The sequence below is a fragment of the Enterobacter cloacae complex sp. 402C9 genome (genome assembly GCF_050030745.1).
GTDB lineage: Bacteria > Pseudomonadota > Gammaproteobacteria > Enterobacterales > Enterobacteriaceae > Enterobacter > Enterobacter intestinihominis.
Genome location: NZ_JBLGUW010000001.1, coordinates 1,114,562 through 1,135,113, shown reverse-complemented (window position 1 = coordinate 1,135,113; position 20,552 = coordinate 1,114,562). Strand labels below are relative to the sequence as shown.

At 57.2% G+C, this 20,552-nt stretch carries 18 protein-coding genes; 11 read left to right on the top strand and 7 right to left on the bottom strand.

The features are described 5' to 3' along the window. Positions 1 to 34 precede the first annotated feature (34 nt). Together ybbP and ybbA are read right to left on the bottom strand one after the other, a co-directional pair. Positions 35 to 2,449 carry a putative ABC transporter permease subunit YbbP gene (ybbP, locus tag ACQG1K_RS05370; protein ID WP_367075321.1) on the bottom strand — a complete coding sequence of 805 codons (2,415 nt, stop codon included), beginning with the start codon at positions 2,447 to 2,449 and terminating at the stop codon, positions 35 to 37. After that, positions 2,446 to 3,132 (bottom strand): putative ABC transporter ATP-binding protein YbbA, encoded by a 687-nt coding sequence (gene ybbA / locus ACQG1K_RS05365; RefSeq protein WP_038415550.1) that lies wholly within the window; start codon positions 3,130 to 3,132, stop codon positions 2,446 to 2,448. Before ybbA ends, ybbP begins: the two co-directional genes overlap by 4 nt. On the opposite strand from ybbA, the gene tesA reads away from it, so the two are divergent. The 3 genes from tesA to ACQG1K_RS05350 are packed head-to-tail and all read left to right on the top strand — an operon-like array spanning position 3,103 to position 5,438. Then, positions 3,103 to 3,735, top strand: coding sequence for a multifunctional acyl-CoA thioesterase I/protease I/lysophospholipase L1 (gene tesA, locus ACQG1K_RS05360; RefSeq protein ID WP_003858933.1), 633 nt, complete (start codon positions 3,103 to 3,105; stop codon positions 3,733 to 3,735). The genes ybbA and tesA overlap by 30 nt on opposite strands. After that, positions 3,716 to 4,525 (top strand): SDR family oxidoreductase, encoded by an 810-nt coding sequence (locus ACQG1K_RS05355; RefSeq protein WP_087878403.1) that lies wholly within the window; start codon positions 3,716 to 3,718, stop codon positions 4,523 to 4,525. The genes tesA and ACQG1K_RS05355 overlap by 20 nt, the downstream gene beginning before the upstream one ends. Positions 4,526 to 4,583: 58 nt before the next feature. After that, the gene (locus ACQG1K_RS05350; RefSeq protein ID WP_367075318.1) at positions 4,584 to 5,438 is read left to right on the top strand and encodes a co-chaperone YbbN; all 855 of its coding nucleotides are present in this window, start codon (positions 4,584 to 4,586) and stop codon (positions 5,436 to 5,438) included. Between the two features lie 49 nt (positions 5,439 to 5,487). Here the strand turns inward: ACQG1K_RS05350 and fetB are convergent, their stop codons facing one another. Together fetB and fetA are read right to left on the bottom strand one after the other, a co-directional pair. After that, positions 5,488 to 6,270 (bottom strand): iron efflux ABC transporter permease subunit FetB, encoded by a 783-nt coding sequence (fetB, locus tag ACQG1K_RS05345; RefSeq protein ID WP_022647290.1) that lies wholly within the window; start codon positions 6,268 to 6,270, stop codon positions 5,488 to 5,490. Next, positions 6,263 to 6,934 (bottom strand): iron efflux ABC transporter ATP-binding subunit FetA, encoded by a 672-nt coding sequence (gene fetA, locus ACQG1K_RS05340; RefSeq protein WP_023305606.1) that lies wholly within the window; start codon positions 6,932 to 6,934, stop codon positions 6,263 to 6,265. Before fetA ends, fetB begins: the two co-directional genes overlap by 8 nt. A 142-nt stretch (positions 6,935 to 7,076) precedes the next feature. Between fetA and ACQG1K_RS05335 the strand changes: the two genes are divergently transcribed. The 3 genes from ACQG1K_RS05335 (at position 7,077) to ACQG1K_RS05325 (ending at position 9,449) form a co-directional block, all read left to right on the top strand. Next, a complete protein-coding gene (locus ACQG1K_RS05335) occupies positions 7,077 to 7,931 on the top strand; it encodes a hypothetical protein (RefSeq protein ID WP_022647288.1) in 855 nt (284 codons plus the stop codon). A 154-nt stretch (positions 7,932 to 8,085) separates the two neighbouring features. Beyond that, a complete protein-coding gene (locus ACQG1K_RS05330; RefSeq protein WP_003858941.1) occupies positions 8,086 to 9,000 on the top strand; it encodes an SPFH domain-containing protein in 915 nt (304 codons plus the stop codon). After that, positions 8,997 to 9,449, top strand: a complete 453-nt coding sequence (locus ACQG1K_RS05325; protein WP_063163451.1) for an NfeD family protein — start codon at positions 8,997 to 8,999, stop codon at positions 9,447 to 9,449. Before ACQG1K_RS05330 ends, ACQG1K_RS05325 begins: the two co-directional genes overlap by 4 nt. Here ACQG1K_RS05325 and cueR read toward each other — a convergent pair. Continuing rightward, the gene (cueR, locus tag ACQG1K_RS05320) at positions 9,446 to 9,856 is read right to left on the bottom strand and encodes a Cu(I)-responsive transcriptional regulator (protein WP_017383222.1); all 411 of its coding nucleotides are present in this window, start codon (positions 9,854 to 9,856) and stop codon (positions 9,446 to 9,448) included. The genes ACQG1K_RS05325 and cueR overlap by 4 nt on opposite strands. Positions 9,857 to 9,964: 108 nt before the next feature. Here cueR and copA point away from each other — a divergent pair, with 108 nt between their 5' ends. The 3 genes from copA (at position 9,965) to ybaK (ending at position 14,039) form a co-directional block, all read left to right on the top strand. Further along, complete coding sequence (gene copA, locus ACQG1K_RS05315; protein WP_163347389.1) at positions 9,965 to 12,463, top strand: copper-exporting P-type ATPase CopA; 2,499 nt, start codon at positions 9,965 to 9,967, stop codon at positions 12,461 to 12,463. 103 nt (positions 12,464 to 12,566) lie between these two features. Continuing rightward, entirely contained in the window at positions 12,567 to 13,361 is a 795-nt protein-coding gene (locus ACQG1K_RS05310) for a TraB/GumN family protein (protein ID WP_367075314.1), read from the top strand. Positions 13,362 to 13,559: 198 nt separating this feature from the next. Beyond that, positions 13,560 to 14,039: a Cys-tRNA(Pro)/Cys-tRNA(Cys) deacylase YbaK gene (gene ybaK / locus ACQG1K_RS05305; RefSeq protein ID WP_010428207.1), complete on the top strand. Its 480-nt coding sequence runs from the start codon at positions 13,560 to 13,562 to the stop codon at positions 14,037 to 14,039. A gap of 121 nt (positions 14,040 to 14,160) precedes the next feature. Here the strand turns inward: ybaK and ushA are convergent, their stop codons facing one another. Continuing rightward, positions 14,161 to 15,813, bottom strand: a complete 1,653-nt coding sequence (gene ushA, locus ACQG1K_RS05300; protein WP_367075312.1) for a bifunctional UDP-sugar hydrolase/5'-nucleotidase UshA — start codon at positions 15,811 to 15,813, stop codon at positions 14,161 to 14,163. 164 nt (positions 15,814 to 15,977) lie between these two features. On the opposite strand from ushA, the gene ACQG1K_RS05295 reads away from it, so the two are divergent. Together ACQG1K_RS05295 and ybaL are read left to right on the top strand one after the other, a co-directional pair. Next, positions 15,978 to 17,198: an MFS transporter gene (locus ACQG1K_RS05295; protein ID WP_161177433.1), complete on the top strand. Its 1,221-nt coding sequence runs from the start codon at positions 15,978 to 15,980 to the stop codon at positions 17,196 to 17,198. Positions 17,199 to 17,430: 232 nt separating this feature from the next. Beyond that, complete coding sequence (ybaL, locus tag ACQG1K_RS05290) at positions 17,431 to 19,107, top strand: YbaL family putative K(+) efflux transporter (RefSeq protein ID WP_022647281.1); 1,677 nt, start codon at positions 17,431 to 17,433, stop codon at positions 19,105 to 19,107. Positions 19,108 to 19,213: 106 nt separating this feature from the next. Here ybaL and ACQG1K_RS05285 read toward each other — a convergent pair whose 3' ends face one another. Beyond that, positions 19,214 to 20,518 (bottom strand): inosine/guanosine kinase, encoded by a 1,305-nt coding sequence (locus tag ACQG1K_RS05285; RefSeq protein WP_022647280.1) that lies wholly within the window; start codon positions 20,516 to 20,518, stop codon positions 19,214 to 19,216. Positions 20,519 to 20,552: the final 34 nt, after the last annotated feature.

Sequence of the window (20,552 nt, the reverse complement as noted above, 5' to 3'; positions counted from 1 at the left end):
AGAAATGCCGGTGCGTCATCATCACGCAAGTAAACTAGCTGACAAACTGGCGGAACAGCGCTTTACCTTTCAACAGCCGCGTCCCGAACCAGCCACCGCACAGGGACAGCAGCACCGCGCCGCAGACGGGCAGCGTGAGCCACAGCCGCCAGTCAGGCTCCCATGGAAAATCAAAGACTTTCGTCTGAAGCACCGCCAGTGCGGTTTCCGCCCCGATGGCCGCCACCAGGCCCGCCACCAGCCCGAGCAGGGCAAATTCGCTCCACAGCGTGGCGCGCAGCAGCCGTTTACTGGCCCCCAGCGTGCGGTAGACCACCAGCTCCTGATGACGCTGACGCATGCCGACCTGCACCTGCGCCAGCAGCAGCAATAGGCCGCAGACGGTCACCAGCACCACCATCACCTCCAGGGCGCGGCTCACCTGTTCCAGCACCTGCCCGACCTGTTTGAGGATCGCGCCGATATCCAGCAGGCTCACCGTCGGGAACTCCCGGTTCAGTTGCGTCAGCATGCCGTTGCCGTTTTCCCAGCGGAAGCTGGTCAGCCAGCTCTGGGGCTGTCCGTCCAGCGCGCCCGGCGGGAAGATGAAGAAGAAGTTTGGCCGCAGGCTTTCCCAGTCCACTTTGCGCAGGCTGGTGACTTTGGCGGTGAAATCCTGGGTATCACCGGTAAAGGTCACGCTATCACCGAGCTTCACGTTCAGGCGTGTCGCCAGCCCCTCCTCCATCGACACTTCCCCCGCTTTCGGCGGCCAGGTGCCAGCAACGATCGGGTTATGGTCCGGACGTTTCGCCTGCCAGGTCAGGTTGAGCTCGCGGTTGAGCGATTCATCCTTATTTCCCTCCGTGGACTGGCCGTTGATCTGCGTCAGGCGGGCGCGCACGATCGGATAGAACGATTCCGGAATAATGTGATGCTCAGACAGGAAACCCTTCAGCGGCGTCACCTGTTCGGGAGCAATGTTGATCAGGAAATAGTTCGGGCTTTCCGGAGGAAGCTGCTGCTGCCAGCGATCCAGCAGATCCCCGCGCAGCACCAGCAGAAGCGCCAGCAGCATAAACGACAGCGAAAATGCCGAGAGCTGGCTGAGGGTAGACCACGGCTGGTGCAGCAGTCGGTTAACCGCTAACCGTATGGGGAGTGATTTAACTGTCAGCTTACTCAGCACATTAAGCAGTATCCAGCCCACCACGCCGCACAGCAGCGCCAGCACCACCGCGCCCGCCAGCACCGCCCACAGCAGCGTACTGCCGCCCATCAGCCAGGCCAACAGCCCGACTGCCACCGCAATAATCACCGGCAGATAGAACTTCAGCGGCCAGACGCTGGCCACCACATCCCGGCGCAGCACGCGCAGCGGCTGGGTGGCGAGCAGCAGCCGGTAGGGGCGTAACCCCACCAGCAGGGAGATCGTCGTCATCGCGCCGATGGCCCACAGCCACGGCCAGAGGCTGGCAGGCGGCAGCGCAGCGGGCAGGACCGGTTTGAGCAGCACCATCAGCAGCTTTTCAAACAGCAGCCCTATCGCCCCGCCGGTCAGAGCCGACAGCGCCAGCACCATCAGCCACTGGCCGACAATCAGCTTGCGCAGCTGTGCCCGGCCCGCGCCGAGGGTTTTGAGTATCGCCACCAGATCGTAACGGCTGCGGCAGTAGTGCCCCATTGCCACGGCAACGGCCGCAATGGCCAGCAGCAGGGTTAACAGCGCCGACAGCAACAGAAACTGCTGAGAACGCTCGAGGGATTTGCCGAGCGCCCCGTCATCCTGCTCCAGCCCGTACCAGCGATGTTCCGGCTTGAGCTGAGGCAGGAGCCATTTTTCATACGCCTCCAGTTGAGCAGGCGTCCCGCCAAACTTATAGCGCCATGTGACGCGGCTACCCGGCTGGACGGCGTTGGTTTTCGCCACATCAGCGGTGTTCATCAGCAGGCGCGGCGCAAGCTGGAACGGATTAAATCCGGAGTCGGGCTCCTGCACCACTTCCCCGGCAATTTTGAGGGTCGCGTCGCCGACGTCGATGCTGTCGCCGGGTTTCAGGTTCAGCAGCGCCATCAGACGCGATGCCAGCAGTACCGTACCGGCCGTCGGTTTTAGCCCCGGCGGACTGGTTTGTAAATCACCATACATCGGGTAGATGTCATCCACGGCTTTTACGCTGGCAAGCTGTGGCGTGTCGCCCGCAAAGGTCATGGTCTGGAAGGTGATTTGCTCTCCCACCTTCAGCCCCTCTTTGCGCGCTTCCTCAATCCAGCCCGGCGGCACGGGGCGAGAACTTTGCAGAGCCCGATCCCCCGCCATAAATTCCCGACTCTGCTGGCTAAGCCCTTTCTCCATACGATCGCTGACGCTGCCGAGCGCCAGCACGCAGGCCACCGCCAGGCTCAACGCCAGCCAGACAATCAGCAGCGAGGGCGAGCGCCATTCGCGCCAGAACCAGCGGGCAATCATGCTTCCTCCTGAAGAACACCGTTCACCAGCCGCAGGCGGCGGTCGCAGCGGGCGGCCAGCTGCGGGTCGTGGGTAACCAGAATCAGCGTGGTGCCGTGTTCGCGGTTGAGTGAAAACAGCAGATCGGCAATTTTGTCCCCGGTTTTACGGTCGAGATTGCCCGTGGGCTCATCGGCAAACAGCACTTCCGGGCGCCCGTTAAACGCCCGGGCCAGCGCCACGCGCTGCTGCTCACCGCCGGAAAGCTGCGCCGGAAGGTGGTCGAGACGTTTTCCCAGCCCCAGCTGTTCCAGCAACGCTTTGGCGTGATCGCGGCTTTCGCGGGTATTTTCACCGCGCAGCAGGCCGGGCAGCTCAACGTTTTCCAGCGCGTTGAGGGTTGGGATCAGCATGAATGACTGAAAGACAAACCCGATATGCCGGGCACGCAGCGCGGCGCGCGCCTCTTCATCAAGCGCGTGGAGGGGCTGGCTGACCAGGTTCACTTCCCCGCTGCTGCCATCGTCCAGCCCGGCGAGAATGGCCAGCAGCGTGGACTTACCGGAACCGGATTCGCCAATCAGGGCGATGGTTTCGGCACGTTTGACAACGAGTTCAACTCCGGTGAGGATGGAAAGCTCGTGTTCTCCCTGACCGACGGACTTCTTAAGACGATGAACTTCAACAATGTTTTCCGCTGGCATTTGCCCTTCCTGTTTTTGATGCTGATGACCTTCCGCGCGGCGGCTGCGGACACGTTATTGATTCTGGGCGATAGCCTGAGCGCGGGCTATCGTATGGCCGCCAGTGCGGCCTGGCCCGCCCTGCTCAATGATAAATGGCAGTCCCGGGCGTCTGTCGTTAACGGCAGCATCAGCGGCGATACGTCGCAGCAAGGCTTATCGCGCCTGCCTGCCCTGCTTAAGCAGCATCAACCGCGTTGGGTGCTGGTCGAACTGGGCGGTAATGATGGTTTGCGCGGCTTCCAGCCACAGCAAACGGAGCAAACGCTGCGGACTATTTTGCAGACCATTAAGGCCGCTAACGCCCAGCCGCTGCTGATGCAAATTCGCCTGCCCGCTAACTACGGCCGTCGGTATAATGAGGCGTTTAGCGCGATCTATCCTAAGCTTGCCAAAGAGTTTGATATTCCGCTGCTGCCATTTTTCATGGAAGAGGTCTATCTGAAACCCCAGTGGATGCAGGATGATGGCATTCACCCCAATCGCGATGCCCAGCCGTTCATTGCCGACTGGATGGCAACCCGGCTGGCTCCTTTAGTTAAACATGACTCGTCAAACAGCTGAGAACCTGACAGGTAAAGTTATGCAAAAATCGGTCTTAATAACAGGATGTTCCAGCGGAATTGGCCTTGAGAGCGCCCTTGAACTGAAACGTCAGGGGTTTTGGGTGCTGGCGGCCTGCCGCAAACCCGAAGATGTCGAACGCATGCGAGGGCTGGGATTTACCGGCATTCTGCTGGATCTCGATTCGCCAGAGAGCGTGGAGCAGGCCGCCGATGAGGTTATCGCCCTGACCAACAACCGGCTTTACGGCCTGTTCAACAATGCGGGCTATGGCGTATACGGCCCGCTACAGACCCTCTCACGGGAACAGCTGGAGCAGCAGTTCTCCGCAAACTTTTTTGGTGCGCATCAGCTCACCATGCGCCTTCTCCCCGCCATGCTGCCGCACGGCGAAGGGCGGATTGTCATGACCTCCTCGGTGATGGGCCTGATCTCCACGCCGGGACGCGGGGCTTACGCTGCCAGTAAATATGCGCTTGAAGCCTGGTCCGATGCGTTGCGCATGGAGCTGCGCCACAGCGGCATTAAGGTCAGCCTGATTGAACCGGGCCCCATCCGCACCCGCTTTACGGAAAACGTTAACCAGACGCAGGCGGACCAACCGGTCGAAAATCCCGGTATCGCGGCGCGTTTTACGCTTGGGCCAGAAGCCGTGGTTGCCAAAGTGCGCCACGCATTTGAGAGCGATACCCCTAAAATGCGCTATCCGGTGACGCTGGTGACCCATGCCGTCGGCTGGTTGAAACGCCTGCTGCCGGGGCGGATGATGGACAAAATTTTGCAGGGTTGAGTTGAAGCGACGACGCTTACCCCCATGTAAAGAGTAAACCGATAAAAGAGAATGCCGCATGTCCGTACAGAATATCGTCAACATAACTGAAGCTAACCTGCAACAGACACTCGAACAGTCAATGACTACACCGGTGCTGTTCTACTTCTGGTCTGAACGCAGCCAACACTGCCTGCAGCTGACGCCGGTCCTGGAAAGCCTTGCCGCGCAGTACAACGGTCAATTCATTCTGGCGAAGCTGGATTGTGACGCCGAACCGATGTTGGCTTCCCAGTTTGGCCTGCGTGCGATCCCAACCGTCTACCTGTTCCAGAACGGTCAGCCGGTGGATGGCTTCCAGGGGCCGCAGCCGGAAGAGGCGATCCGCGCCCTGCTGGATAAAGTCCTGCCGCGCGAAGAAGAGCTGAAAGCGCAGGAAGCCATGGCGCTGATGCAGGAAGGCAAGTACGACGAGGCGCTGCCGCTGTTAAAAGACGCGTGGCAGCTGTCGAACCAGAACAGCCAGATTGGTCTGCTGCTGGCAGAGACCCAGATTGCGCTGCACCGCCCCGAAGACGCGGAAGCCGTGCTGAAAACGGTGCCGATGCAGGATCAGGACACCCGCTATCAGGGCCTGGTGGCGCAGATTGACCTGCTGAAACAGGCGGCGGATACCCCTGAAATTCAGCAACTTCAGCAGCAGGTTGCGGACAACCCGGCGGATGCCGCGCTGGCAAGCCAGCTGGCGCTTCAGCTTCACCAGGTGGGGCGTAATGAAGAGGCGCTGGAGCTGCTGTTTAGTCACCTTCAGAAGGACCTGGGCGCCGCAGACGGTCAGGCGCGAAAGATGTTCCAGGAGATCCTGGCCGCGCTCGGCACCGGTGACGCGCTGGCGTCTAAGTATCGTCGTCAGCTGTACGCATTGCTTTACTAACAAAAATGCCCGGTGGCGCTAACGCTTGCCGGGCCTACAAAAGCCGATATTACCCCGTCTTTTTCAACTGCGTCACCACCAGCTGGTGGCGCGCATTGTAAAACTTCCGATAGGTCAGATAGCAGGCAATAATCGTCGACAGGCTCGCCGTAGAGAGCAGCATAAACGTCACCATAATCTGGTATTTAATCGCTTTAACCGGATCGATACCGGCAAAAATCAGCCCCGACATCATGCCCGGCAGGCTCACCAGACCCACGGTTTTGGCGGAATCCACCGTTGGGATCAGCGAAGAACGAATGCTGTCGCGGATCAACCGCGCCGAGGCCACCTTTGGTGTCGCGCCCAGGCTTAGCTTCTCCTGAAGCTGTTGCTGTTCACTGCTGAAGCGTTGCCCCAGATTGTTGTAGCATAACCCGACCGCCACCATCGCATTGCCCGCAATCATCCCGGAAATGGGGATCACCTGCATTGGCGTAAACTCTATCGAGCCGGAGAGCACCAGTACCGCCAGCGTTAACGCGGTCCCGGTAGTGATGGCAATAAACGACGAGAGGAACGCTTTATCGATGTATTTACTGCGTTTCTGCGCGTTCCATGCCGCGTTAAAGCAGATAAACAGCACCATCAACAGGGTCAGCACGGCATGATTGACGTTGAAGATGTATTTCAGCACATAGCCGACGATGATGAGCTGAATGACCGCGCGAACGATACTCCACAGAATATCTTTTTCCAGCCCCAGCTTCTCCCGGTAGCTGACCACAATCGCCACCAGCACCAGGACCATCGACAGCGCCAGCGATTCGTTGGTTATGTTATGTTCACCCACGGTGAGCCTCCTCCATTTTCCCGCCCTGCGGCCTGAGCGTGATGACATCATCCGCATGGCTAATTTCGTTTGAATCGTGCGTCACCCACAGCACGGCAATATCCTGTTCACGGACGTAGCGATGAATAATCTCATTGACGTTGCGCTTGTTAGCGTCATCCAGCGCGCTGGTGATTTCATCCAGCAAAAGCACCTTCGGCAGGAATTGCAGGTTACGGATCAGCGAGACGCGCTGCTTTTCCCCGCCTGACAGTTCGGCAGTCGATTTGGTCAGCGTCTCCGGCGGAAGCCCAAAACGGGTCAGATCGTCCGCAAACTTTTTCGGATCGGGCGTTTGGTTGCGGATGTGCCAGGGGAAAACCAGATTGTCGTACACCGTGTCGCCAAACAGGGACGGCGTTTGCACGCAGTATGACACCTGCTGGCGATAGCTTTCCGGTGTAAGCGTGGCGATATCTTTCCCTTCAAACAGGATGGTTCCCTCCGTTGGACTCAGTAGCGAAGCCACGATTTTCAGGAGGGTGCTTTTGCCGCAGCCGGAGGGGCCGGTTATGAGTTTAAATTCGCCCGGAGAGAGACAAAAATCGACGTGCTGAAGGATGGTGTTATCACCCACACGAAAGCCAACATCCCTGATATCCAGAAGATTTTTTTTATTATTCATTCCGATTCCGTTAACCGCTGTGATAAGAACAGCCTTTAGCATAATCCTTTCCGCTACGCTGCGCGAATAGCCTTAACCTATCGCAAGTGTTAAACTTTTTGTTCGGTAATTGTCACCTCTATAACTACAGGAAGTCAGCAACATGACACATATCTTTTATGAGTTCTCTTCCCTGAAGCCTGGTGTTCCAGATGTGGAAACATTAATGGAAGTCATCAATTCTTCTGAACTCACGCGTTTTGTCATGGGTGCAGAGGTGGTCGATTTTGTTAAGAAGGCGCTCATCGTTAACACCACGATCGGAAGCTTTAAAAACTGCTATTTTGCTTTCGATGATGGGGCTTACTTTCTCGAGTTTGACGGCAAGGGTAAATCCAGACGCTTTACTGAGGTGCCGGACTGGTTCGTTTCCCCCGCGGAATTTGCCCGCTCGCAATGGCTGATTAACCATGACCTGGCCGATGTGAAGGCGACGGCGTTTATTGACGTGCTAATGTCCTACCCGCTTAAAGAGCGCCGGGCGCACTGCAATCTGCTGTTTGGTCTGGATCTGCATAAGGTCAATGTGGTTCCGGCGCCTACAGCCCCTGCCGGAAAAATGGGCAATAAAAACGGAAAAACCACCAAGCCTCGCGTCACGGATCTCGGCTCTTTTGAGCTTTTTACCGCGTTCTTTGCACGCATGAAAACCGCCGTCAATGCAAATGAGTTCCCCACCTTACAGGTGCTGACAGGCCAGAAGGATCTTGCAAAAGCGCCGCACAGCTTAAAGCAAGGGATCAGAACCTGGTTTAAGGGGATTACCGGCGATCTGCCGCCGAACAACAAACGTGTCGGAGCGGGCAATGCAGTACTGTTCTGCGCGCCCGTTCGCGAGCAGATCCAGCAGATAGAGGCCATCGGCCTGGAAAAATACTATCAGGGCTTATCGAAAGCCATCGCTGACGCCGGGGATGGGTTTATCACCGACTTCAGCTATACCTGGTCTGAAGAGTAACGCTATGCGCCCCGCTCTCCTGGCGGGGCGTTTTAATTTTACCAGTCCGGTTCCCACCTCTTTACAGGGGCGAAATCCCGCCCGTTAACCGATATACTTACGTTCAACAAATACGCAATTTTTCTCGTTACGGCATGCAAAACAGGAGGTTTTTATGCTCATCGTTGTTCCTGTCCTTATTTTCGTTGCGCTGGTTATCGTGGGCGCAGGCGTCAAAATTGTTCCGCAGGGTTACCAGTGGACCGTCGAACGTTTCGGTCGCTACACCAATACCCTTCAGCCGGGTTTAAGCCTGATCGTCCCCTTCATGGACAGAATTGGGCGTAAAATCAACATGATGGAGCAGGTGCTGGATATTCCTTCCCAGGAAGTCATCTCCAAGGATAACGCCAACGTCACCATCGATGCGGTGTGCTTTATTCAGGTGATTGATGCGCCGAAAGCGGCCTATGAGGTGAGCAACCTGGAGCTGGCGATCGTCAACCTGACGATGACCAACATCCGTACCGTGCTTGGCTCGATGGAGCTGGACGAAATGCTCTCCCAGCGCGACAGCATTAATACCCGCCTGCTGCACATTGTTGATGAAGCCACCAATCCGTGGGGGATCAAAGTGACCCGCATTGAGATCCGCGACGTGCGCCCACCGGCAGAGCTGATTGCTTCCATGAATGCGCAGATGAAGGCCGAGCGTACCAAGCGCGCCTATATTCTTGAAGCTGAAGGGGTGCGTCAGGCCGAGATCCTGAAAGCGGAAGGGGAAAAACAGTCGCAGATCCTGAAAGCCGAGGGCGACCGTCAGTCTGCCTTCCTCCAGGCAGAAGCGCGTGAACGTTCGGCAGAAGCGGAAGCCCGCGCGACGCAAATGGTTTCCGAGGCGATTGCCGCCGGGGATATCCAGGCTGTGAACTACTTCGTCGCGCAAAAATATACCGATGCGCTGAAGGAGATCGGCTCTGCGAACAACAGCAAAGTGGTGATGATGCCGCTGGATGCCAGCAGTCTGATGGGATCTATCGCCGGAATTGCCGAGTTGATCAAAGACGGCGGAAACGAGCGTAAAAAATGATTGAGCTCATCGTTGCACATCCTCATGCGTTCTGGCTAAGCCTTGGCGGCTTGCTGCTGGCCGCCGAGATGCTTGGCGGCAACGGTTATCTGCTGTGGAGCGGTGTTGCCGCTGTGATTACCGGGCTGGTCATCTGGCTGTTGCCTGTCGGCTGGGAGTGGCAGGGCGCGCTGTTTGCCGTGCTGACGCTGCTGGCCGCCTGGCTGTGGTGGCGCTGGCTGAACAAACGGGTGAAGGCGCAGAAGCCGGTCGACGCGCATCTCAATCAGCGTGGGCAGCAGATCGTGGGTAAACGTTTTACGCTTGATAACGCGCTGATCAACGGACGCGGTCATATGCGCGTGGGGGACAGTTCATGGCCGGTGGTGGCCGATGATGACCTCAGCGCCGGCACGCGGGTTGAGGTCATTGCGGTGGAAGGCATTACCCTGCGGATTAAAGCCTGTTAGGCGTGGGTTTTACGGTGGCAGCAGCCGGAAAGATTGTCGATAATCGGGCACTCGGCGCTGTCATCTCCCGGGCAGGATTCTGCCAGCTGTAGCAGTTGCTCACGCATCGCCTGTAATTCGATGATATGGCGTTCGATCTCCGCCACTTTTTCCAGCGTACGTTTTTTCACGTCGGCACTGTGGCGTTTCGGATCGTTAAACAGGTTAACCAGCTCGCCGCACTCTTCAAGGTTAAATCCTACCTGTCTTGCCTGGCGCAGTAACGTCAGTTCATCAAGATGCAGCTGCGTATAGCTGCGGTAGCCGTTCTCACTGCGCAACGGTGGCGTCACCAGCCCTTTTTCTTCATAAAAGCGAATCGCTTTGCTGGTTAAGCCGGTTTTTTTCGCAACATCGCTGATATTCACATTTCCCCCTTGACCTTCCCCTTGATGGAAGGTTTAACCTTCATAACAGTTAGCGAAAAGCAGAGTGAAGGTCAACAATTGACCAGAACATTATACGGGAGTTTTGTTATGTCTCACACTATTGACCTGACACTGGACGGCCTCTCCTGCGGCCACTGTGTCAAACGTGTTAAAGAAAGCCTGGAGCAGCGTCCTGATGTGGAAAGCGCTGAGGTGACTATCGATCATGCCGCCGTGACCGGCAGCGCCAGCGCCGACGCGCTGATTGATACCATTAAACAGGCCGGTTACGGGGCGGAGTTAAGCCACCCAAAGGCTAAACCGCTGGCAGAGTCATCATCCCCGTCGGAAGCACTGACAGCGGCCACTCCTGAGCTTCCGGTAGCTGATGATATTGATGACAGCCAACAGCTGCTGATCAACGGCATGAGCTGCGCCAGCTGTGTCTCCCGGGTACAAAACGCCTTACAGGCGGTACCGGGCGTCGCACAGGCACGGGTAAACCTGGCGGAGCGTACTGCGCTGGTGATGGGCAGTGCCTCCGCCGCAGATTTAGTGCAGGCCGTGGAGAAAGCGGGCTACGGGGCGGAGGCCATCGAAGATGATGCCGAGCGCCGCGAGCGCCAGCAGGAAACGGCTGTCGCCACCATGAAGCGCTTCCGCTGGCAGGCGATCGTCGCCCTGCTGGTCGGTATTCCGGTGATGGTGTGGGGCATGATGGGTGACAACATGATGGTCACCGCAGACAACCGCACCCTGTGGCTAGTGATTGGTCTGATTACCCTTGCGGTGATGGTGTTTGCAGGCGGACATTTCTATACCAGCGCCTGGAAGAGCCTGAAAAACCGCACCGCGACGATGGACACGCTGGTCGCGCTCGGGACGGGCGCGGCGTGGCTGTATTCGATGAGCGTTAACGTCTGGCCGCAGTGGTTCCCGATGGAGGCGCGCCATCTCTATTATGAAGCGAGCGCGATGATTATTGGTCTGATTAACTTAGGCCATATGCTCGAAGCCCGCGCGCGTCAGCGCTCGTCGAAAGCGCTGGAAAGATTACTCGATTTAACCCCGCCGACGGCCCGCGTGGTCACCGACGATGGGGAAAAAAGCGTTCCGCTCTCAGAGGTACAACCCGGTATGACGCTGCGTCTCACCACCGGTGACCGCGTGCCCGTCGACGGTGAAATCACCCAGGGCGATGCCTGGCTTGATGAAGCCATGCTGACCGGTGAGCCAATCCCCCAGCAGAAATCTCAGGGCGATGCGGTGCATGCGGGTACGGTGGTACAGGACGGCAGCGTGCTGTTCCGCGCCAGCGCCGTTGGCAGTCATACCACACTGTCACGCATCATTCGGATGGTCCGCCAGGCGCAGAGCAGTAAGCCGGAAATTGGTCAGCTTGCCGATAAAATCTCCGCCATTTTTGTGCCAGTGGTGGTCGGTATTGCCCTGCTGAGCGCGGCAATCTGGTATTTCTTCGGCCCGGCGCCGCAGATTGTCTACACCCTGGTGATCGCCACCACGGTACTGATCATCGCCTGTCCTTGTGCCCTTGGTCTGGCCACGCCGATGTCGATTATCTCTGGCGTCGGACGCGCCGCCGAATTTGGCGTACTGGTCCGTGATGCTGACGCCCTGCAACGGGCAAGCACGCTGGACACCCTCGTCTTTGACAAAACCGGCACGCTAACCGAGGGCAAACCGCAGGTAGTGGCCGTTAATACCATTGGCTGTACGGAGACGGATGCCCTGCGCCTGGCCGCCGCGCTGGAACAAGGCTCCAGTCACCCGCTGGCGCGCGCCATCCTTGAGAAAGCCGGTGATGCCCGTCTGCCGCAGGTAAGCAACTTCCGCACCCTGCGCGGTTTAGGGGTCAGCGGTGAAGCAGAAGGCCATACGCTGCTGCTGGGTAACCAGGCACTGCTAACTGAACACGGTGTTGATACGTCCGTGCTGGACGCTGAGCTGAACGCGCAGGCCTCTCAGGGCGCGACGCCGGTTCTGCTGGCGAGGGATGGTCAGGTGGCGGCGCTGCTGGCCGTACGCGATCCGTTACGCCAGGACAGCGTGGATGCCTTGCAACGCCTGCACCATGCGGGCTATCGCCTGGTGATGTTAACCGGTGATAACCCGACTACCGCTAACGCCATCGCCAGAGAAGCCGGGATTGATGAGGTGATAGCCGGCGTACTGCCAGATGGCAAAGCGGACGCCATCAGGAAATTGCAACGTGATGGTCGTCAGGTGGCGATGGTCGGCGACGGCATCAACGACGCCCCGGCGCTGGCGCAGGCTGACGTAGGTATTGCGATGGGCGGCGGGAGCGATGTCGCCATTGAAACCGCGGCAATCACCCTGATGCGCCACAGCCTGATGGGCGTGGCGGATGCGCTGGCGATTTCGAAAGCCACGTTGCGCAACATGAAGCAGAACCTGCTGGGGGCCTTCGTCTATAACTCGCTCGGCATTCCGATTGCCGCCGGGATTTTGTGGCCGCTGACCGGCACCCTGCTGAACCCGGTTGTTGCGGGTGCGGCGATGGCGCTCTCGTCAATTACCGTGGTGAGCAACGCTAACCGTCTGCTGCGGTTTAAACCGAAAGCGTAGAATCCCGGAAGCAGGCCGGGTAAGCGCAGCGCCGCCCGGCTTTCGCCTATTGCGCCCCCCTTCCCCACGCGCTAGCATGAACCTTTCCGTTTATGGAGCGCGTATGGGTCTGTTTAATCGTATAAAAACATCGTTTCGCGCCCTTTTTCCCCGCCGTTATGCCTGGCCCGGTATGGATATTTCGCTTCCGGGTGGGCAGCAACTGCACCTGGTGGGAAGCATTCATATGGGCACGCAGGATATGTCCCCCCTGCCCTCCGGCCTGATTAAACTACTGAAGCGCGCCGACGCGCTGATCGTCGAAGCCGACATCTCCGGCCATGAATCGCCGTTTGCCGGGCTGGAAAGCGACCGCCCCCTGGCTGAACGTCTTAACGAGACGCAGCTGGCTGAGCTTACCCGTCTTGCGGATGAGTCCGGCGTCTCGCTCTCAATGCTCGACACCCTGCCCCTGTGGCAAATTGCCATGGTGCTACAGGCAACCCAGGCGCAGCGCCTGGGGCTGCGCGGCGATTACGGTATCGATTATCAACTGCTGAATGCGGCAAGGGCGTGCAACCTGTCCGTCATTGAACTGGAAGGCACGGACAGCCAGATTGCGCTTCTTCGCCAGCTTCCTGATGACGGCAAGATGCTGCTGGATGATACCCTGACCCACTGGCACACCAACGCGCGTCTGCTGCAAACGATGATTGGCTGGTGGCTGGATGCGCCGCCCGCAGACGGTAAGCTGGCGTTACCGTCGACGTTCAGTGAAACGTTGTATGATGTGCTGATGAACGCGCGCAACCAGGCGTGGCGGGAGACGCTGTATGCCCTGCCTGCCGGTCGTTATGTTGTCGCGGTTGGCGCGTTGCATTTGTACGGAGAAGGGAATTTGCCGTCGCTGCTGAAATAAAAAAATGGCCAATATTTCTATTGGCCCGTCAAAGAGGAATTTCATCGTTTTTATTATACCGAAGTGACCTTCGGCTACGCCGATTGTCGCTCAAAGTAACCATCACTGCCAATACTATTGCGCAAGATGGTGCTATTTTTTAGACAAACGTCAGGCGTATGCTGCTGGCATGAACCGTCTGTCGTAAGAAGGATAGCCATGACTCCCGCCGTTAAATTACTCGAAAAAAACAAAATTTCTTTCCGGATCCACACCTACGATCACGATCCGAACGAAACCAACTTTGGTGATGAAGTGGTGCGCAAGCTGGGGCTGAACGCGGACCAGGTATACAAAACGCTGCTGGTCGCGGTGAATGGCGATATGAAGCACCTCGCCGTGGCAGTGACGCCCGTCGCCGGACAGCTTGATCTGAAGAAAGTGGCCAAAGCGCTGGGAGCGAAAAAGGTCGATATGGCAGACCCGATGGTTGCGCAACGCACTACGGGTTATCTGGTCGGCGGGATCAGCCCGCTCGGCCAGAAAAAGCGTCTGCCGACCCTGATCGATGCGCCTTCGCAGGAATTTGAGACGATCTATATTTCTGGCGGCAAACGCGGGCTGGATATCGAACTGGCCGCAGGCGATCTGGCGAAAATGCTGGACGCGAAATTTGCGGATATTGCGCGCAGGGATTGAGAAAATTGCCCGGTGGCGCTGCGAGGTAAAAGCAAAACGGTAACAGGCGTTACCGTTTTTTTGTGTTCGCGCCCTCTCCCGGTGGGAGAGGGTTGGGGTGAGGGCATCAGGCCGCACAACACTACTGCCAGCTCACCTCGCCCTTCGGCTCATACGCGTTCACGTCAATCGGTGAATTTTGCTGGATAAACTGCTTTAACACTTCCGCATCAATAAACCCGGTATTTACATAGCCCGGTTTGTTATCGATATGCGGATAGCCGTCGCCGCCGGTGGCGTTAAAGCTTAACGTTGCCAGGCGGTAGGTTTTCGCCGGATCAACAGGTTCGCCTTTGATTTTGAGATCGTTGAGCTTACCGTCCTTCGCGACGAAGCTGACGTTAGCAAACTGCGGATACGCTCCGGAGTCCGGCTTCATCTGCGCCACGGCGGTCAGGTAGTCAATTACCTCTTTCCCGCTCATGTCCGCATACACCACCACGTTGCCAAACGGCTGCACTTTGAGCACGTCTTTATAGGTGATGTTTCCGCCTTCGATGGAATCACGAATACCGCCGCCGCTCATCACGCCGAAATCCGCATTCGTGCGCGCCATCTGCGCGGCCAGCACCAGACGCCCCATGTTGGTTTGTACGAAGCGGACTTTGCTGCGGTCCCCTTCCAGTCGTCCGTTAAGCGTGCCAATCTTCACGTCCAGCTGCGCTTTCCCTTTGCTCTGGAACGGCGTCAGCAGGGAGAGCATCTGCTGGTTTTCAGCGATCTCTGGCGTGTAGAGTACCCGCTCGCTTTTGCCGTCCGGGTAGGTCACTTTCTTCTTCAGGTTGACCGGGATGAGCTGATAGTGCACCAGCTTCATCTCGCCGTTACGGAATTCGAAATCCGCACGGCCAACGTATTTACCCCACTCGTGGGCCTGTACAATCCAGATCCCGTTCTGACGATCCGGGGCGCACGGCGTGCCGGGCACATAATCTACCTGCTTTTTATTGTCAGAAGCCATGCAGACCGGATCCTGTGAATGACCGCCCACAATCATCGCCAGCGAGCCCGCAGGAAGGCTGCGCGCCATCTCCACGTCGCCCGGCGCGTTAGAGCCGTGCTGACCGTTGTCGTAATGCCCCATGTGGGTGGTAGCGATAATCACATCCGGTTTTTCATTCTGCTGCAACTCCTGGATCACCAGCTTCGCTTCGTCCGCCGGTTTACGGAATTCGATGTCGGTGAAAAATTCAGGGTTGCCAATTTTGGCCGTATCGTCGGTGGTTAAGCCGATGACCGCGATCTTCAGATCCTGACGCTTAAACAGCGCCCACGGTTTAAACAGGCGCTCGCCGGTGCTTTTCTGATAAATATTGGCGGAAAGGAACGGAAATTTGGACCACTTTTCCTGCTGGCGCAATACGCTCAGCGGGTTATCAAACTCGTGGTTTCCGACCGCCATCGCGTCGTAACCAATTAAATTCATGCCGCGGAAATCAGGCTCGGCATCCTGCAAATCAGATTCCGGTACGCCGGTATTAATATCCCCGCCCGACAGCAACAGCACGCTGCCGCCCTGAGCCGAGACCTCTTTACGAATGCCGTCCACCAGCGTTTTTTGCGCCGCCAGGCCATATTCACCGTATTCGCTGCGCCAGAAATGGCCGTGATGATCGTTAGTATGCAGAATGGTAATTTTATAGGTTTTATCTTTTTCATACGCCTGCGCGGGCAGGCTTGTCAGCCCCCATGCGGCGATGAGCGCCAGCGCGACGCCACGCTTTATTAACTTCATCTTCTCTCTCCCTGACCCATAGACAAACGCAAAAATTACAGTGACTCACAAGAATAGACAAATAAGTTTTCAGAATTGCGACTTTCTTCAAATGTCACGGACGAGTATGTTAGTCGGATAATAATTACTCCCTGCATCTCTAATTACAAATTGACGTGGTATTTATGGCAATCAGTGAATCAACCCAGCCTGTTCAGGGCGTTCCGGCGTCGCCGCCGAAATCGCGCACTTCCTTCAAAGTATTAGGCGCAATCAGTCTCTCTCATCTGCTCAACGACATGATCCAGTCGCTGATTCTGGCGATCTACCCGCTGTTGCAGTCTGAGTTCTCATTAACCTTCGTGCAGATCGGGATGATTACCCTGACCTTCCAGCTGGCCTCTTCGCTGCTCCAGCCGGTGGTGGGCTACTGGACGGACAAATACCCGATGCCATGGTCGCTGCCCATTGGGATGTGCTTCACCCTGAGCGGGCTGGTGCTGCTGGCCATGGCGGGCAGCTTTGAGGCGGTACTGGTTGCCGCGGCGCTGGTGGGAACCGGTTCATCGGTGTTCCATCCGGAATCGTCCCGCGTGGCGCGTATGGCCTCCGGCGGACGCCACGGGCTGGCGCAGTCTCTGTTCCAGGTGGGGGGGAATTTTGGTAGCTCCCTCGGTCCTCTGCTGGCGGCGGTAATTATCGCGCCTTACGGCAAAGGCAACGTGGCGTGGTTTGTGCTGGCCGCGCTGCTGGCGATTGTCGTCCTGGCGCAAATCAGCCGCTGGTATGCCGCGCAGCATCGCGTAAATAAGGGAAAACCTGCCACGAAGATAATCAATCCCCTTCCGCGTAATAAGGTGATCCTTGCCGTCAGCGTGCTGCTGGTGCTGATTTTCTCGAAATATTTCTATATGGCGAGCATTAGCAGCTATTACACCTTCTATCTGATGCAAAAATTCGGATTATCGGTACAAAACGCCCAGTTCCATCTCTTTGCCTTCCTGTTTGCGGTGGCGGCAGGCACGGTGATTGGCGGCCCTGTGGGAGATAAAATCGGACGTAAATATGTGATTTGGGGCTCTATCCTCGGCGTTGCGCCGTTTACGCTTGTTTTACCGTACGCAACGCTGGAATGGACCGGAATATTGACAGTGATTATTGGTTTTATTCTCGCGTCGGCGTTTTCAGCCATTCTGGTCTATGCGCAGGAGCTGCTGCCGGGACGTATCGGTATGGTTTCCGGTCTCTTTTTCGGTTTTGCCTTTGGCATGGGCGGCCTTGGCGCCGCCGTGTTAGGGATGGTTGCAGACCACACCAGCATCTTCCTGGTCTATAAAATCTGCGCTTTCCTGCCACTTCTTGGGATGTTGACCATATTCCTGCCTGACAACCGTCATAAAGCGTAACTTCACGGCTGCCAAAGTTAAACTTTGGCAGCCGGATAACCTGATGCCATAAGGCTTTCCTCTCCCTCCCCTCAGCAAATTTATCAAAATCTGCCTTTTTTCATGCTTATTGCCTTTTTATTGTGATTTCAACAATTATTCATAAACATAAGCGTAAAAATTGTCATAAACTATTAATCGGCTTTTTGGTATTTGCACCAAAAATGGATCACCCATCGCGAAAGGAGACGGAATGCACCACGCCACACCGCTTATCACCACCATTGTTGGTGGACTTGTGCTCGCTTTTATCCTCGGCATGATTGCCAACAAACTGCGTATTTCGCCCCTGGTAGGCTATTTGTTAGCGGGCGTGCTGGCAGGACCCTTTACGCCGGGTTTTGTCGCAGATACCAAACTTGCACCGGAGCTAGCGGAACTGGGCGTTATCCTGCTGATGTTTGGCGTCGGACTGCATTTTTCCCTGAAGGATCTGATGGCGGTAAAGTCGATCGCCATACCGGGAGCGATCGCCCAGATAGGGGTGGCGACGCTGCTGGGCATGGCGCTTTCGGCGGTGCTGGGCTGGTCAATCATGACCGGTATCGTATTTGGGCTGTGTCTTTCAACCGCCAGTACCGTGGTGCTGCTGCGCGCGCTTGAAGAGAGGCAGCTGATAGACAGCCAGCGCGGGCAAATCGCGATTGGCTGGCTGATAGTTGAAGATCTGGTGATGGTGTTGACGCTGGTACTGCTGCCCGCCGTCGCCGGGATGATGGAAAAAGAGAATATCGGCTTCGCTTCGCTGGCGCTGGATATGAGCATTACCATCGGTAAGGTTGTGGCGTTTATTGCCATCATGATGCTGGTGGGCCGCCGTCTGGTGCCGTGGATCATGTCCCGCAGCGCCGCCACCGGCTCGCGTGAACTGTTCACGCTTTCGGTCCTTGCGCTGGCGCTGGGCATTGCCTTTGGCGCTGTCGAGCTGTTTGACGTCTCCTTTGCGCTGGGCGCGTTCTTCGCCGGGATGGTGCTGAACGAGTCCGAGCTGAGCCACCGTGCCGCGCACGATACTCTGCCACTACGTGATGCGTTCGCGGTGCTGTTCTTTGTCTCCGTCGGGATGCTGTTCGACCCGATGATCCTCATCCAGCAGCCGCTGGCCGTGCTGGGTACGCTGGCAATCATCATCTTTGGTAAGTCCGTTGCCGCCTTCTTCCTGGTGCGGATGTTCGGTCACTCGCCGCGCACGGCGCTGACCATCGCCGCCAGCCTGGCGCAGATTGGCGAGTTCGCCTTTATTCTGGCTGGTCTGGGGATGGCCCTGAACCTGCTGCCACAGGCTGGGCAAAATCTGGTGCTGGCGGGGGCGATCCTCTCCATCATGTTGAACCCGGTATTGTTTGCCCTGCTGGAGAAATATCTCGAGAAGACCGAAACCCTCGAAGAGCTGACGCTGGAAGAGGCGACAGAAGAAGAGAAACAGATCCCGGTGGATATCTGCAACCACGCACTGCTGGTCGGTTTTGGCCGCGTCGGCAGCCTGCTGGGTGAAAAACTGATGGCTCAGGGCATTCCACTTGTAGTGATTGAAACGTCACGCACTCGCGTCGACGAGCTTCGCGAGCGCGGCATCCGCGCGGTGCTGGGCAACGCGGCTAACGAAGAGATTATGAATCTGGCGCATCTGGACTGCGCTCGCTGGCTGCTGCTCACTATCCCGAACGGTTACGAGGCTGGCGAGATTGTCGCCACAGCCCGTGAAAAATGCCCGCATATCGAAATCATAGCCCGCGCCCATTATGATGACGAAGTGGAGTACATTACCGAGCGCGGCGCGAATCAGGTGGTGATGGGTGAGCGTGAGATTGCGAATACGATGCTGACAATGCTGACGAAGCCGCCGGTTGAAGAGGCGGTGACGGGGTAAATTTTGTGCGGCCTGGTCCCCTCACCCCAGCCCTCTCCCCAAAGGGGAGAGGGTGTTCAAGTTCCCTCTCCCCTTTGGGGAGAGGGCCAGGGTGAGGGGTCTTCTTTTACCTGTCCCAATACGCCTCTTCGAGGCTGTCTTCCCGTTCCGGCAGCCCACGCGTTAAGCGCGGTGAATGCTGGTTCAGCACCTGATAACTCACGCGGTTCGCGTACTTGCACACCTGCGCCAGCGAGGAATAGGTCAGCCAGTTGAAGGTGTGTTTGCTGGAATTCGGCACATTGGTTTTGTGGTAGGCGTTAGCGGTGATGTCGTGCAGCAGCGCGGCCAGCGCGCCGTCGCCCGCGCCGTTGGTGTTCATGATCTTCTCGGGGCCACCCATATACGGTGCAATGTGGGAGAAGATACGCAGCGGGTTGATGCAGTCTTTATGACGCATGGCGCGGCTGAACTCGTACTGGTTAAATTCGGCGATAGCGCCCGGCAGCAGCGGGTGCTGGGTTTTCCGCTTGCTCTCTTCTTCCGTGAAGCCCGCCATGTACAGCCCGACCGGCCCGGCGGTGCAGAGCACCAGATCCACCCAGTCCAGCGCCTTATCAGACGCCAGCAGCGGATCGCTTTCGCCGGTCAGCGCTTCGGCTTCTTCTTCATTCATCGCCAGAATCGAGACGTGTTCTTTCAGGAAGGCCTGCCACCACTCCGGGTTGTCGGCAATCACGAATTTGGTGCCCAGCGTCAGAACCACAGGCACGTTGTATTTCTTCGCATACTCAATTGCCTTCATGGTTGCGTCCGGCATTGGTTCGCCCGGCTTGCAGCGCACCAGATAAGACGTCAACACCAGCGCAGACGCGCCCGCGATCACCTCTTCCGGAATACTTTCAGCGCGTAGCTTGTTCATATGGCCGGGGCTGATGGCAAAGGTACGCTCGCCGGAATCGCTTATCAGCGTAAAGCAACGACCAATCGGCCCGTCAACGCCCTGCAAATAGTTCAGATCGGTGCGGCTGGAGGTATTGCACAGGTAGCGGTAGGCGTAGCCACCGATTTCGATATTGCTGCACATCACGCCAAGCAGTACCGAGCGGTCGTCTGCCAGAACGGAGTAGTTGTGCATGGTGTTACCGATGGTGCCGCCAGCAAACTGGTGGGTGATAAGATTTTCGCGCATCAGTTCCTGATACAGCGCTTCGGCAACGTCATCCTCAATCACCAGCGAGTGCCCGGCGCTCAGACCGTAACGTGCGACAAACGCATCATCCACTTTGGCTTCAATGTCCACCAGCGTCTGATCGATACCGACCACCCAGGCAGCGCTGGTTTCGCTTTCCTGCTGAATTTGCTGTAACAGCGGATCGCGGGCATCGACGGGGAAATAGTGTTTGGACTTACGTTTACCGGGAAATTTCATGGTCTGAACTGTGCAAAGAATACGGGCCGGGAAT

What these genes read in the sequence shown, in the direction of transcription:
- ybbP (WP_367075321.1), bottom strand. Translation starts at nt 2,449, where the DNA reads ATGATTGCCCGCTGGTTCTGGCGCGAATGGCGCTCGCCCTCGCTGCTG.
- tesA (WP_003858933.1), top strand. Translation starts at nt 3,103, where the DNA reads ATGAACTTCAACAATGTTTTCCGCTGGCATTTGCCCTTCCTGTTTTTG.
- ybbA (WP_038415550.1), bottom strand. Translation starts at nt 3,132, where the DNA reads ATGCCAGCGGAAAACATTGTTGAAGTTCATCGTCTTAAGAAGTCCGTC.
- ACQG1K_RS05355 (WP_087878403.1), top strand. Translation starts at nt 3,716, where the DNA reads ATGACTCGTCAAACAGCTGAGAACCTGACAGGTAAAGTTATGCAAAAA.
- ACQG1K_RS05350 (WP_367075318.1), top strand. Translation starts at nt 4,584, where the DNA reads ATGTCCGTACAGAATATCGTCAACATAACTGAAGCTAACCTGCAACAG.
- fetA (WP_023305606.1), bottom strand. Translation starts at nt 6,934, where the DNA reads ATGAATAATAAAAAAAATCTTCTGGATATCAGGGATGTTGGCTTTCGT.
- ACQG1K_RS05335 (WP_022647288.1), top strand. Translation starts at nt 7,077, where the DNA reads ATGACACATATCTTTTATGAGTTCTCTTCCCTGAAGCCTGGTGTTCCA.
- ACQG1K_RS05330 (WP_003858941.1), top strand. Translation starts at nt 8,086, where the DNA reads ATGCTCATCGTTGTTCCTGTCCTTATTTTCGTTGCGCTGGTTATCGTG.
- ACQG1K_RS05325 (WP_063163451.1), top strand. Translation starts at nt 8,997, where the DNA reads ATGATTGAGCTCATCGTTGCACATCCTCATGCGTTCTGGCTAAGCCTT.
- copA (WP_163347389.1), top strand. Translation starts at nt 9,965, where the DNA reads ATGTCTCACACTATTGACCTGACACTGGACGGCCTCTCCTGCGGCCAC.
- ACQG1K_RS05310 (WP_367075314.1), top strand. Translation starts at nt 12,567, where the DNA reads ATGGGTCTGTTTAATCGTATAAAAACATCGTTTCGCGCCCTTTTTCCC.
- ybaK (WP_010428207.1), top strand. Translation starts at nt 13,560, where the DNA reads ATGACTCCCGCCGTTAAATTACTCGAAAAAAACAAAATTTCTTTCCGG.
- ushA (WP_367075312.1), bottom strand. Translation starts at nt 15,813, where the DNA reads ATGAAGTTAATAAAGCGTGGCGTCGCGCTGGCGCTCATCGCCGCATGG.
- ACQG1K_RS05295 (WP_161177433.1), top strand. Translation starts at nt 15,978, where the DNA reads ATGGCAATCAGTGAATCAACCCAGCCTGTTCAGGGCGTTCCGGCGTCG.
- ybaL (WP_022647281.1), top strand. Translation starts at nt 17,431, where the DNA reads ATGCACCACGCCACACCGCTTATCACCACCATTGTTGGTGGACTTGTG.
- ACQG1K_RS05285 (WP_022647280.1), bottom strand. Translation starts at nt 20,518, where the DNA reads ATGAAATTTCCCGGTAAACGTAAGTCCAAACACTATTTCCCCGTCGAT.